The organism is Pseudoalteromonas sp. P80D2, assembly GCF_036680945.1.
GTDB classification, from domain to species: Bacteria; Pseudomonadota; Gammaproteobacteria; order Enterobacterales; family Alteromonadaceae; genus Pseudoalteromonas; species Pseudoalteromonas shioyasakiensis.
On the sequence record NZ_JAZDAR010000017.1, the window covers coordinates 77,892 to 90,159 of the forward strand.

Annotated in this window: 11 protein-coding genes and 9 tRNA genes; 4 read left to right on the forward strand and 16 right to left on the reverse strand. The window is 40.2% G+C overall.

What is annotated here, in order from left to right:
- The first annotated feature begins 164 nt into the window (after positions 1-164).
- From VRK28_RS01330 to VRK28_RS01345, 4 genes are all read left to right on the forward strand, one after another.
- Positions 165-689, forward strand: a complete 525-nt coding sequence (locus tag VRK28_RS01330; protein ID WP_332393141.1) for a carboxymuconolactone decarboxylase family protein — start codon at positions 165-167, stop codon at positions 687-689.
- A gap of 237 nt (positions 690-926) precedes the next feature.
- The gene (locus tag VRK28_RS01335) at positions 927-1,781 is read left to right on the forward strand and encodes a prepilin-type N-terminal cleavage/methylation domain-containing protein (RefSeq protein WP_332393142.1); all 855 of its coding nucleotides are present in this window, start codon (positions 927-929) and stop codon (positions 1,779-1,781) included.
- Between the two features lie 18 nt (positions 1,782-1,799).
- The gene (locus tag VRK28_RS01340) at positions 1,800-2,222 is read left to right on the forward strand and encodes a hypothetical protein (protein ID WP_054561295.1); all 423 of its coding nucleotides are present in this window, start codon (positions 1,800-1,802) and stop codon (positions 2,220-2,222) included.
- 2 nt (positions 2,223-2,224) lie between these two features.
- The gene (locus VRK28_RS01345; RefSeq protein WP_332393143.1) at positions 2,225-3,949 is read left to right on the forward strand and encodes a GspE/PulE family protein; all 1,725 of its coding nucleotides are present in this window, start codon (positions 2,225-2,227) and stop codon (positions 3,947-3,949) included.
- A gap of 62 nt (positions 3,950-4,011) precedes the next feature.
- Here VRK28_RS01345 and VRK28_RS01350 read toward each other — a convergent pair.
- The 16 genes from VRK28_RS01350 to tolQ form a co-directional block, all read right to left on the reverse strand.
- Positions 4,012-4,099, reverse strand: a tRNA-Ser gene (locus VRK28_RS01350).
- Positions 4,100-4,245: 146 nt separating this feature from the next.
- The gene (gene nadA / locus VRK28_RS01355; protein ID WP_332393144.1) at positions 4,246-5,286 is read right to left on the reverse strand and encodes a quinolinate synthase NadA; all 1,041 of its coding nucleotides are present in this window, start codon (positions 5,284-5,286) and stop codon (positions 4,246-4,248) included.
- A gap of 129 nt (positions 5,287-5,415) precedes the next feature.
- Positions 5,416-5,491: transfer RNA gene (locus VRK28_RS01360), tRNA-Lys, on the reverse strand.
- A gap of 51 nt (positions 5,492-5,542) precedes the next feature.
- Positions 5,543-5,618: transfer RNA gene (locus tag VRK28_RS01365), tRNA-Lys, on the reverse strand.
- A 56-nt stretch (positions 5,619-5,674) separates the two neighbouring features.
- Positions 5,675-5,750: transfer RNA gene (locus tag VRK28_RS01370), tRNA-Lys, on the reverse strand.
- Positions 5,751-5,801: 51 nt separating this feature from the next.
- Positions 5,802-5,877: transfer RNA gene (locus tag VRK28_RS01375), tRNA-Lys, on the reverse strand.
- A gap of 58 nt (positions 5,878-5,935) precedes the next feature.
- A tRNA-Lys gene (locus VRK28_RS01380) sits at positions 5,936-6,011 on the reverse strand.
- Between the two features lie 57 nt (positions 6,012-6,068).
- Positions 6,069-6,144: transfer RNA gene (locus VRK28_RS01385), tRNA-Lys, on the reverse strand.
- A 56-nt stretch (positions 6,145-6,200) separates the two neighbouring features.
- Positions 6,201-6,276, reverse strand: a tRNA-Lys gene (locus tag VRK28_RS01390).
- A 63-nt stretch (positions 6,277-6,339) separates the two neighbouring features.
- Positions 6,340-6,415: transfer RNA gene (locus VRK28_RS01395), tRNA-Lys, on the reverse strand.
- Between the two features lie 168 nt (positions 6,416-6,583).
- Positions 6,584-7,345, reverse strand: a complete 762-nt coding sequence (ybgF, locus tag VRK28_RS01400; protein WP_054561292.1) for a tol-pal system protein YbgF — start codon at positions 7,343-7,345, stop codon at positions 6,584-6,586.
- 12 nt (positions 7,346-7,357) lie between these two features.
- Positions 7,358-7,900, reverse strand: a complete 543-nt coding sequence (pal, locus tag VRK28_RS01405) for a peptidoglycan-associated lipoprotein Pal (protein ID WP_054553016.1) — start codon at positions 7,898-7,900, stop codon at positions 7,358-7,360.
- 34 nt (positions 7,901-7,934) lie between these two features.
- Positions 7,935-9,293, reverse strand: coding sequence for a Tol-Pal system beta propeller repeat protein TolB (gene tolB, locus VRK28_RS01410; RefSeq protein ID WP_054561291.1), 1,359 nt, complete (start codon positions 9,291-9,293; stop codon positions 7,935-7,937).
- A gap of 9 nt (positions 9,294-9,302) precedes the next feature.
- Positions 9,303-10,241, reverse strand: a complete 939-nt coding sequence (gene tolA / locus VRK28_RS01415) for a cell envelope integrity protein TolA (protein ID WP_332393145.1) — start codon at positions 10,239-10,241, stop codon at positions 9,303-9,305.
- A gap of 1 nt (position 10,242) precedes the next feature.
- On the reverse strand, positions 10,243-10,677 hold the full coding sequence (tolR, locus tag VRK28_RS01420) for a protein TolR (RefSeq protein ID WP_054561289.1): 435 nt from the start codon (positions 10,675-10,677) through the stop codon (positions 10,243-10,245).
- The gene (gene tolQ, locus VRK28_RS01425) at positions 10,664-11,368 is read right to left on the reverse strand and encodes a protein TolQ (protein WP_054561288.1); all 705 of its coding nucleotides are present in this window, start codon (positions 11,366-11,368) and stop codon (positions 10,664-10,666) included. The genes tolR and tolQ overlap by 14 nt, the downstream gene beginning before the upstream one ends.
- Positions 11,369-12,268: the final 900 nt, after the last annotated feature.

Sequence of the window (12,268 nt, forward strand, 5' to 3'; positions counted from 1 at the left end):
GGTAACAGTTCGTTATTTTAGGCAAAAATTAAATCATTTATGGCAAGCAGAAATCGCCATCATCAACCATAATGTATTTTCAATTTTTCGATTGCATGCTCTTTGCAATCAGCCAAAGCTACAAAACCTCAATACATTCAATATCTAAAATCAAAAGAGAAATTATGAACCATAACAACACGGATTTATTTGTGTTTGTCGCGATCGCTGCTTTGGTCACCGTTCATGACAAGCCTTTGTTAAAACGAGCATGTCAGCACGCATTGAATGATGGCGTTTCAATGCAAGAGTTGTGTGATATTTTACCGCATATTAGTGTGTATTCTGGGGTGCCAAAAGCATTGCTGGCGCTAGAGATTTTAAAGTCCCTTGATGATATTCAAGGTTTAAATACGTTGCTTATCAAGCGCACAGAGCAACAGCTAAAAACCGCACTCACATTTGGTCAGCTGCCGTTTGGCATAGAGCAGCAAAACAACACAGTATTTGAGCTTGCCTCTTTAGGCGCTTTATTTGCCCTAGACGATGCCAGCAGCTTAGTTAGCGAGCAACTTAAACGCTGTGTATTGCTTGGTTATAGTCGTGAACAACTTGAATTATTAGTAATAGAACTTGCCAGAAAGGTCAGTAGCCACATAGCAATGCGCGCTAAATGTAATCTTGAAAAACACTTTGCTAAGGTGGGTTAAGAAAAGCGTATAAGTACTCTATTTTATCCGAGAACTTTGCTGCACATTGAAATTTGGCTAAGTTTTCGGATAGTTTAGAAAACGCCTCTGCTAAGCTTCAACTAAATAAATTATAGAGTATTGAAATCACTTGATTAACCCGCCTTAAGTTATAAAAAATAAAAATACTACTAAGATGAAAAAACTATAAGTTTGTCTATATTTAAGAAGATATTACTTAAATAGTGAATTGTATTAATGAAATCAACGATTTTGATAAAGCTCAACTCTTTTAAAAGTAAAGGGTTCACATTAGTTGAGCTTATGGTAGCAATCTCAATTATAGGGATCTTATCCTTAATCGCCTTGCCTAATTATCAAGGCTATGTAAATGAATCTAAGGCAGCCACCTTATTATATAGAATCCACTCTATTGGCCTTGCTTATCAGGATGTTATTGCAACTTCACCTGACGCATTAGCAAAGCCAAACCAGCTTTCGAGTTCAAGCTTTAGTCAAGCCCCAAGCTATTTACCTGGGCTTGCCAATCAATTTTCAGAAGAGTTTGGTATTCAATTTTCAGCTCAGTTAGTTAATCACTCTGGTTATTTTAATTTTACGGGTCATGAGGCTTTTCCTGTTTTATTTTTAAAAGCAAATAGTCAAAACGGATTGAATGTACTCAATGCCTTGGATCATGTAACTGAATTAAAACATTCTTTTGTGACTCCTAATATGATGATTATTGCATTAGCAACACCTTATGAGACTCACCAAACCAATTTAATACCTTCAGAAACAAATACAAACCCTCCCAAAATAAATCAACCACCAAAACTAACTGATGCAGGGACTAATCAGCAACCTGATGCTAGCAATACAGGTAATACTCAACTTCCTGACGCAAGTAACACAGGTAACACCCAACCTCCAGATAGAAATAGTGGAGATAGCAACACAGGTAGCCAAACGAGTACAAGTACAGAAACTAGTACCAATGGTGATTCAGAATCGGGCAGTCGAAGCAATGCTGGTTCTAACTTGAATTGGCCTCCTGGCTGGGTAAAACATCCAGATCAACATATAGGCCAACAGCATGGGCATCATGATTAAAAAATTAGGAAGATAAAAATGATTTCAACCAATAAACGATGGCAAGAAAGTATCGCGGAAGCGATGGATGAAACGCAAAATAATCAACGAAATAAAAATAGAGCTTCCATTGTATTACCTAGCTGGCTTCCTTATGCCGCATATATTGCTTTTGGATTTTTGTTAGCAAAAACTCTACTAATTGGCCATGAAACCCACCCTGTAAATTACGACAGAGATTATCAAACAGGCAGCTCAGTGGCATTATTAATGATTGCAGAAGATGTTGAACATTACCGCACAACTTACGGAGAACTGCCAGACGATTTACCAAGCCCTATCGCGTCTGTCATGGATGTAACTTATGAAAAAATTACCAATGAACATTTTCGCTTAACCATTCCACATGGTGATTCAACAATCACGTTTGATGCCAAAGACGACAAAATATATATGGAATGAGTATGATAGATAAAAATGAGGTACACAGAAGTAATGCCACTTTTAACTGGCTAAAACGATTTTGCATTGAAAAATCGACTAACAGCAATATTAATATTGAAGAAATGTATAACGGTGAGTCAGCCATTTCAGCATGGAAAAGTGCAGAGGCAATTTTGCAAGTCGACAGCAAAGTGTTAACAGCAATGATTGCAAAAAGTTACCAGTTAGATGTAGCAAAACCTCCTGATGATATATCAGAAGAATTGCTTCATTATGTTTCTCTTAAAGTAGCTAGAGAGTATGGAATTTTTCCTTTAGGCTTTAAAAATGGCTTATTAACAGTAGCTTCCCCTCACCCATTTGATACTGATATGGAATCAATGGTTGAATTTTTAACGACCCTTCATGTTAAATCGGTATTGGCATCACCCGAGCTCATAGCAAAATGGACGGAAATGTTTTATCAGGAGCAAATGCTATCTGAAAATGACATTATTATAAAATCAAACCAACTCAACACACGAACAAAACAAAATGAGCCCGACTCTTCAAACTCAGCCATAGTTAAAATTGTATCCGAAATGCTGTTAGAAGCGTTTATATTCAAAGCCAGTGATATTCACATTGAACCCTTTAATAATGGCGGCATAATTCGTTACAGAATAGATGGTATGTTAAGGGTCATATCAGAATTACCAGCACAAGTTTTTATTCCAATAGTACAAAGAATAAAAGCATTATCTGGCCTTAACTTAGCAAAAAAAATGGTTCCACAAGATGGAAGTGCTAGTTTAGAGCTCAAAGGTCAGGATGTGGATCTACGGGTATCGACACTACCAGTTAAAGGGGGAGAAAAAGTAGTCATCCGTCTACTGATTAAATCTGTTGTAAACAAGTTAGATGATATTGGTTTACAACAGCAAGAGCTCAATACATTTAAAAACTTACTGCAAAGTAGCGAAGGTATCTTTGTAATAACAGGCCCTACTGGGTCAGGAAAGACAAGTACGCTTTATGCTGCTCTAAAAGAATTAAACACTCCGGAAAAATGCCTTGTAACTGTTGAAGACCCAATTGAATATGAGATTGAAGGTATTGCCCAGGTTAATATTAACCCACATCAGAACCTCACCTTCTCCAGCGCCCTCAGAAGCATTTTAAGACAAGACCCCGATGTAATATTAATGGGTGAAGTTCGCGATGAAGAAACGGCAGAAATGACCTTTCGCGCTGCAATAACTGGGCATTTTGTGATGACTACCTTACATACAAGTGATGCAATTACGACTATTTCAAGGTTAATAGGTTTAGGTGTGTCACGTCCTATTATTGCAGACTCTTTAAAAGGTGTTGCAGCGCAGCGATTAATTAGAAAACTATGCCCTAAATGTAACCTAAGTGGCCCGTTGTCCACAGATACCTATGGTAAACGCTTTAAAAGCATCTTTCCTGATATAAATATTATGTCGCCATCGGGTTGCGATGACTGCGATCAGTCCGGTTACAAAGGACGTATTCCTCTGTTCGAAATAATCACTATTGATTATCAACTAGCCGATGCAATTCGTGCTGGAGAAAGTACCAGTAAGTTAAGAGAGATTGCAGCTAAATGCGGTGCGAGATCTTTATATAAAGTAGCCTTAGAAGCACTTTCAAAAGGCCTCACTTCAGTAGAAGAAATAAATAGAGTATTAGGACAGTCTTTTTGGAAAGAGTGTGAAAGAAATAACAGCTTAGATAATTAGACAAGCTAAAATGCGGTTTAAAGTATTTGTAAATGACTAAAGTTAGCTTATAAGATTAGAAATGGCGGTGACGGAGAGATTCGAACTCTCGATACGTTGCCGTATACACACTTTCCAGGCGTGCTCCTTCAGCCACTCGGACACGTCACCTAAGGCGCTTAGAGTAAAGCGCGGCGTTATAGTATGAAAACAACCCTATAGACGCAAGGGCTTTTTAAAATCGTGCAGTTAAGTGATTAGTAATCAAACAAAAAAGGCAAGGTAAACACCTTGCCTTTTGTATAGACGGTTCGTTCTTAACGCTGAAGCGTTGCTGAAAAATCTAACATACGGTTAAGCGACTTTAATGCGCCTTCGCGTAAGTCCATATCAACAAACACTTCTTTACCTTCTGGGTCTGTCAGTGCTTCTTCAATCGCTTTTAAGCCATTCATTGCCATCCACGGGCAATGTGCGCAGCTTTTACATGTTGCGCCTTCACCCGCTGTTGGGGCTTCAAAGAATTCTTTCTCTGGGCATAACTGCTGCATTTTGTAGAAAATGCCTCGGTCAGTCGCTACGATGAACTTTTTGTTGTCCATAGTTTGCGCTGCTTTGATTAGTTGGCTTGTTGAGCCAACCGCATCAGCTAAGGCTACAATCTCCGCAGGAGACTCTGGGTGAACCAATACAGCCGCATCTGGGTGTAAGGCTTTCATATCCTTAAGTGCTTTGGTTTTAAACTCGTCATGAACGATACAGGCGCCATTCCACATTATCATGTCTGCACCTGTGTTCTTTTGAATGTAAGAACCTAAGTGTTTATCTGGACCCCAAATGATTTTTTCGCCTTGCTCATCAAGGTGCTCAACGATCTCTAGGGCACATGAAGAAGTAACAATCCAATCTGCACGCGCTTTAACAGCTGTTGATGTATTTGCATACACTACTACCTTGCGATCAGGGTGCTGATCACAAAACGCTGAGAATTCTTCAATTGGGCAACCTACGTCTAATGAACAAGTTGCAGCAAGTGTTGGCATAACAACTGTTTTATTTGGCGTTAGGATTTTTGCTGTTTCGCCCATAAAGCGAACACCGGCTACCACAATTACATCTGCGTCGTGCTTAGCGCCAAAACGCGCCATTTCTAGCGAGTCAGCAACACAACCGCCTGTTTCTTCAGCTAGAGCTTGAATTTCAGGATCAGTGTAATAATGGGCAACAAGAACCGCGTTCTTGTCTTTTAATAATTGTTTGATACGTGCCTTATACTCAGCTTGCTCGTCTTTTGATAACGGAGCTGGCTTTGGAGGGAAGATATAATCTTCAGGCATAAATTGTTCAGCTAGACTCATTTCTCGACCACTTAGTCCACAGTGCATTCATGGCGCGAATTATACGAGAATCTTAAGCTAAAGAACAGTATTGCTGTGGGCTGTTAAGATAAATAAAGGATAACTTAGAAAGAAAAGATAAATCAGCAATGGTGGGTCATGATGGACTTGAACCATCGACCAATGGATTAAAAGTCCACTGCTCTACCAACTGAGCTAATGACCCGCTCTGAATATTTAGATGCGTAAATCCGCCGATATGAGACCATTCGAAAAATGGTGGGTCATGATGGACTCGAACCATCGACCAATGGATTAAAAGTCCACTGCTCTACCAACTGAGCTAATGACCCGCTCTGATGCTTGTAATAAGCTACGTAAATCCGCCGATATAAGACCATTCAAAGAATGGTGGGTCATGATGGACTCGAACCATCGACCAATGGATTAAAAGTCCACTGCTCTACCAACTGAGCTAATGACCCGCTCTGGATGTTGAATTGCGTAAATCCGCCGATATAAGACCATTCGAAGAATGGTGGGTCATGATGGACTCGAACCATCGACCAATGGATTAAAAGTCCACTGCTCTACCAACTGAGCTAATGACCCGCTCTGATGCTTGTAATAAGCTGCGTAAATCCGCCGATATAAGGCCATTCAAAAAGAATGGTGGGTCATGATGGACTTGAACCATCGACCAATGGATTAAAAGTCCACTGCTCTACCAACTGAGCTAATGACCCGCTCTGATGCTTGTAAAAAGCTGCGTAAATCCGCCGATATAGAACCATTCAAAAGAATGGTGGGTCATGATGGACTCGAACCATCGACCAATGGATTAAAAGTCCACTGCTCTACCAACTGAGCTAATGACCCGCTCTGATGCTTGTAATAAGCTACGTAAATCCGCCGATATAAGACCATTCAAAGAATGGTGGGTCATGATGGACTCGAACCATCGACCAATGGATTAAAAGTCCACTGCTCTACCAACTGAGCTAATGACCCGCTCTAATTGCTTATAAAAGCTATACGTAAATCCGTCGATTAAAGATTACCATTCTAAGAGAATGGTGGGTCATGATGGACTTGAACCATCGACCAATGGATTAAAAGTCCACTGCTCTACCAACTGAGCTAATGACCCGCTCTTTTTTCCGCATTTTGGCTGTTGTTACCAATCGCCTGCTGCGGGCGCTTATAATACTTATTTAAATGCTGAGTGCAACAGAAAATATCTCTTTTTTTAAGTTTTTATGTCTAGTTGCCTAATTTTAGACCGCTTATGTCAAAAAGCAGTCTAATCAGGTCAAATCTACATTTGCGACAGACGTTCTGTGGCTAATTTAGCAGCGGTAGTACTTGGGTACTGATTAATTAAATCATTAAAGGTTTTAAGGGCTTGCTCGCCTAAACCTTGATCCGCTAATAAGTTTCCTAACTTTAACATCGCATCTGGGCGCTTATTAGAATTAGGGTATTCATTCACAACAACTTTAAAGTGCTCAGTTGCACCAGCTTGATCGTTTTGGATTGTTAACAGCTGACCTAACCAATAATGCGCATTAGATGCATACACTGAATTAGGGTAAGTAGTTAAGAATGTTTGGAACTCAGGAATTGCTTGCTCATAACGTTTATCTTTCATGATTAACGCTACAGCACGCTCATAGGCTTCGTTTTCAGATAAGTCTGAACTGATTGCCTGTGATGCACCCACATCCGTATAAGTGTTAGTAGGTTGAGTTTGTGTTGCAGCAGGCTGGCTATAAGCTTGGCTTACACGGTTCTCAATCTCTTGATAAAGCTCACGCTGACGTTGTAATACTTTTTCAAGCTTATAGCTTTGCTCTTCAGTAATACCACGTACTTGGCTCACTTCGTCTTGTAAAATATTAAGCTGCTGCTGAAGCTCAGCTTGCAATAAATTACGTGACTTCATCATGTTTTCTAAAGCGACTAAACGCTTCTCAATGCTCGATTGCGAGCTTGCAGCTTCTGAAACAGGAGCGGGAGCAGCCCATAACTGGGTGCTCCCGCTTAAGATCATTGCTGCCAAAATAATTTTCGGCTTCATAATGACTCTTTATTAGTAAACTAATACTGCGCGACGGTTCTTCGCGAACGCTTCTTCAGTGCGAGACTTAACCATTGGCTTCTCTTCACCATAGCTCACTACTGACATTTGGCTAGCAGAAACACCTAAACTTTGTAGGTATTTTTCTACTGCTTGACCACGGTGCTCACCTAGTGCGATGTTGTACTCAGGCGTACCGCGCTCATCTGCGTGACCTTCGATTAGTACTTTCACTGAAGGGTTTTGTACTAAAAACTCAGCGTGTGCTTGTAATAATTCAGCATATTTGCTTTGGATTTTTGCGTTATCAAAACCAAAATAAATGATTTGCTCTTGACGTAACGCTTCGTATTTTTCACGAAGTGCTTCTTCAGCTTGTTGCTCTGGAGTAAGCGTTGCAACTTCAACAGTATCAGTGTTGTTTGATTGCTCAACCATACCTTGGTTAGATTGGTTTGCAGCACCTTCGTCAACACCTGAAGAAGAGCTACACGCCGCTAATGTCATCACTGGCACAGCAATTAGCAGGCCTTTTAAAGTTTTATTAAGTTGCATTTAATTGATTCCTATATTGAGTAAACCAGTAAAATTACTGTAAATAAGGCGACCAAGCTGGTGCCTTTACTTGTCCGTTTAGCACAGGTAAGCGTGCTTTAAAGCGACCGTCCATAGAAACTAACGCCAACACCTGTTTATTATTATGAAGCGTGCTGTAGATAATCATCGAGCCGTTTGGAGCGATACTCGGTGATTCATCTAAGCGAGTTCTAGTTAATACTTGGAACGCGCCTGTAGCTAGCTCTTTCTTAGCAAGATGGTATTGACCGTTGGTACGGTTCACCATCACTAATTCTTTTCCGTCTGGAGAAACCGAACCTGCTAGGTTCATATCTCCGTCAAACGTCATGCGTTTTGACCTACCAGTTTGCAAATTTAACTTATAAATCTGGGCATTACCACCCCTTTCAGACGTAAACACAATATCTTGCCCATTAGGGAACCAAGATGGTTCAGTATCTATACTACGGTGGTTTGTAAGACGTCTTTCTTTACGAGTTGCAAGGTCTAAAACATATACTTCTGTTGCACCATTTCTGTCTTTAGAAAGCACTAATAATAACTTTTTACCATCAGGCGAGAACTGCGGTGCACCATTAATACCAGGGTGGCTTGTGATCAGCTCACGTTTACCTGTGTATAAATCTTGAATGTAAATTTGGCTTTGACGATTCTCAAATGTTACGTACGCAAGCTTAGTACCATCAGGTGACCACGCTGGTGACATTAATGGCTCTTTAGAGCGAAGTAACACTTGCTCATTAAAACCATCGTAATCAGCAACTACAAGCTGGTATGGCTTAGGTTCTTCTTCGCGAACAATCACATAAGCAATCTTCGTTAAGAATGCACCTTTTTCACCCGTAAGCGCTTCGTAAACTACATCACTAATGCGGTGCGCGTAACGGCGAAAACCTGTTTCAGCAATTACGCTTTCACGTGCGTCTAAAATGTGATCTTGGCTTTTAACTAATTGGCCATTGCTCATCATTTGCGTTTCGCCACCGGTAATTTGACCACGAATAACATCAATAAGCTCATACTTAACTAAGTAACGGCCATTTGTTTGCTGCTCGACTTGGCCTACAAGAACCGCTTCAACGCCTTTATTAACCCAAGCGCCGTAATCAACGTCGGTGTCAGTAGCTGGAAGCTGCGGCATTGTGTTAACGTCAATTGGCTTAAACTTACCACTACGCATTAAGTCAGCTGCAATCACTGAGCTTAATTTTTCAGGGATAGTTCCTACACCATTGTACTGGAAAGGTACAATCGCAATTGGACGTGCACCGTCAATACCATCGGTGATCACAATTTCTAGTGCAGCACTGGCAATGCCATGAAAGCCCAGTAATACAATAAAACATGCTGTTTTTATCTGGTTAAACATATCATTCCTTTAAAATTGAGGCGCTATTGTTAAATTAATATTTTTAAGTTGCTCAAATACTTCACGGTCTGGTGATACTGGTAGTGTGTCTGCCATACGCACCGCGCGCATTGCAGCTTCACATACCAAGGTATCTCCGCCCAGTGATTTTACTTGAGTCACTAAGCCATTAAAACCAAGACGAATATTAAGACGACATTCTTTACCTTTCATCTTCTCATCTTTTAAGAAGTTTTGTTGAATGCGCGCCATAATTAACGCTTTATATTTTTCAACTTCGCCCACTACTTGTTGCTGGCGCACTTTATTACGTGCAGCCTGCTCAGCAGCTAATTGTTCTTGTAGCATTTGCTCTTGCAATGCTTGCTGGCGTTTACGCTCTGCTTCAGCTTCTTTGCGTTTACGTTCAGCTTCAGCTTCGGCAGCTTTACGCTTACGCTCTTCTTCCGCTTTCTTTAACGCTTCTTCTTCAGCTTTACGTTTTTCAGCTGCAGCTTTCGCTGCGGCTTCAGCTTCTTGCTTTTGCTTTTCAGCCTGTTGCGCTTTAGCTCGTTCTTTCTCTTGAATTTCACGTGCTTTCTTCGCTTGTGCTTCTGCTTCTGCTTTTTCCTTCTCTTTCGCGCGGCGTTGCTGCTCTAGCTTTTTAAGGCGTCTGTCTTCAGCTTCACGTTGCTTACGCGCATCATTTGCACGGCGCTCAAGGTCACGAATACGTTTTGCTTCGGCTCGTTTTTTTGCTTCTTCTTGCTTTTTAAGCTCGGCAATTTTCTGCTCAACCTTTTGCTGATCAACCGTTACTGCGGCAACGGCTTTTTCTGGCTCTGGTAAAGCAGGGTTCAGCGTTACTTCCATCACCTTAGGCGCTGGCATATGAAAATTAGCTGTTGCTACTAATAAACCTGCTATTGCAAGGTGCAAAAGAATCGATTTTACTACTGATGCACCCATACTAGCCTTTCGTCCCCTCGAATGATTCGGTCATAAGACCCACTGAAGGCACACCAGCATTTTTCAAAAAGTCCATAAGCAGCAGCACTTCTTGATAAGAAACACGGCCAGAACCTTTAATCATCACAGGTGTATCTGGATTTTTTTGCAGTTGAAGTTTAATTACCGCCGCAACATCCAGCGCTTCCATTGGTGCTTCTGGGTCAGTACCAATACTTACATAGTACTTACCTTCAGCATCAATTGACGCAATGATAGGTGGCGTATCTTTGGTATCAACTAAATCCGATTCTTCCATTTTCGGCAAGTCCACTTTTACGCCATGGGTAATAAGTGGCGCAGTTGCCATAAATATAATTAGTAGTACCAACATTACATCAATGTAAGGTACTACGTTTATTTCACCTACAGGGCGACGTTTCTTACGCTGATACATTCGCTTTAGCCTCTATTTGCGCAGCTGCTTGGCGGTGTAAAATATTGGCGAATTCTTCCATGAAGTTAATGTAATTACCTTCAAGCTTTTCTACTTTATTAGCAAAACGGTTGTAAGCAATTACAGCAGGGATTGCAGCAAATAAGCCCATTGCAGTTGCAATCAACGCTTCGGCGATACCTGGCGCTACCATTTGTAGCGTTGCTTGTTTAACTTCACCTAACGCGATGAATGCGTTCATGATACCCCATACCGTACCAAACAGACCGATGTAAGGACTAATTGAACCCACTGTTGCTAAAAACGATAAACTAGACTCAAGCTTTTCAACTTCGCGCGATAGCGCAACACGCATTGAACGATGTGTGCCTTCCATTACGATGCCTGCACTTTGAAATGTATTTTTCTTATGACGTGCAAACTCTTTAAATCCTGCAACGAATAATGCTTCAACACCTGATGCACCACCAGGACGAGCAGATACTTCGTTATATAATTTACTTAAATCAATACCTGACCAAAACTTTTGCTCAAAACGCTTAGCGCCATTAAGTGCATCAGAAATCGCTTTTTTACGTTGAAAAATAATTGCCCATGACATTACCGACATACCGACTAATGCCAACATTACTAGCTGGACAAGTACACTGGCTTCTAGAATAAGATCTAAAAAGTTAAGCCCTGATCCCACGTTAAACTCCTAAAATAGATTTCTATGTAATTTGTTATATTTTTTACACTTGCATTTATTGACCACAATCATGGCCAAAAGTTACATCTAGTGTATCTAGTCAGTTATAAACTGACAACGCTCTTGCTGTGAATTAGCGGCAAATAACGGTAAAAAGCAATTTGCTTAGTTATTTTTTAGCCATATTAGGTTTTATCAACACATTTACGCATATTTTCACCTTAATAATAAGTCACTAGAATAGCTCTCAAAAGCAACCAAAACAGCCAAAAACACGACGTTTATTCATAAATTACGCATAAACACCCAAAAGCACTTTTGCAAATCTACTACAGAATACTTAAACTAATCCTGAATAAAGATCACAAAATTTATAAAAACCCTTTTATTCAGAAGGTTAAAAACAAAATAGTTACAAAGTGAACAAAAAGAAAACAATTCAATTTTTAGCTCACATTAGTTTTTTTTATCTGAAAATAAAATTTTTCTAGTTTGAAGAAAAATCCATCATTGCGTATTATTTACCTATACCGAGCTAGCAACCTCATGAAAGTTTCTTTCATCAAGCTCCGTTTTTAGCAATATGAAGTTTCGTATTGCTCTAGGTTTACTTAAATCGGGATAAAACCTTATTCAAGTAGACCGTAGTTCCCTGGATTACTTCCTTCAACTTGTTGTTTGCCCGCATCCTTATGCGGGCTTTTTTTTGCCTACACAAACGCCAATGAGAATACCTACCGATAACTTAACAGCATGTGAATTACAGATGTTAAAATGAGACAACAACCCACTGGTTAGTGGTTAGTGGTTAGTGGTTAGTGGTTAGTGGTTAGTGGTTAGTGGTTAGTGGTTAGAACAAAGTAAAACTAATATCATCTATAGCAAGCTTTTTGTTTAATT

Excerpts from the sequence above, each read along its gene's own strand:
- VRK28_RS01330 (WP_332393141.1), top strand. The coding sequence starts at position 165 with ATGAACCATAACAACACGGATTTATTTGTGTTTGTCGCGATCGCTGCT.
- VRK28_RS01335 (WP_332393142.1), top strand. The coding sequence starts at position 927 with ATGAAATCAACGATTTTGATAAAGCTCAACTCTTTTAAAAGTAAAGGG.
- VRK28_RS01340 (WP_054561295.1), top strand. The coding sequence starts at position 1,800 with ATGATTTCAACCAATAAACGATGGCAAGAAAGTATCGCGGAAGCGATG.
- VRK28_RS01345 (WP_332393143.1), top strand. The coding sequence starts at position 2,225 with ATGATAGATAAAAATGAGGTACACAGAAGTAATGCCACTTTTAACTGG.
- nadA (WP_332393144.1), bottom strand. The coding sequence starts at position 5,286 with ATGAGTCTAGCTGAACAATTTATGCCTGAAGATTATATCTTCCCTCCA.
- ybgF (WP_054561292.1), bottom strand. The coding sequence starts at position 7,345 with ATGAAGCCGAAAATTATTTTGGCAGCAATGATCTTAAGCGGGAGCACC.
- pal (WP_054553016.1), bottom strand. The coding sequence starts at position 7,900 with ATGCAACTTAATAAAACTTTAAAAGGCCTGCTAATTGCTGTGCCAGTG.
- tolB (WP_054561291.1), bottom strand. The coding sequence starts at position 9,293 with ATGTTTAACCAGATAAAAACAGCATGTTTTATTGTATTACTGGGCTTT.
- tolA (WP_332393145.1), bottom strand. The coding sequence starts at position 10,241 with ATGGGTGCATCAGTAGTAAAATCGATTCTTTTGCACCTTGCAATAGCA.
- tolR (WP_054561289.1), bottom strand. The coding sequence starts at position 10,677 with ATGTATCAGCGTAAGAAACGTCGCCCTGTAGGTGAAATAAACGTAGTA.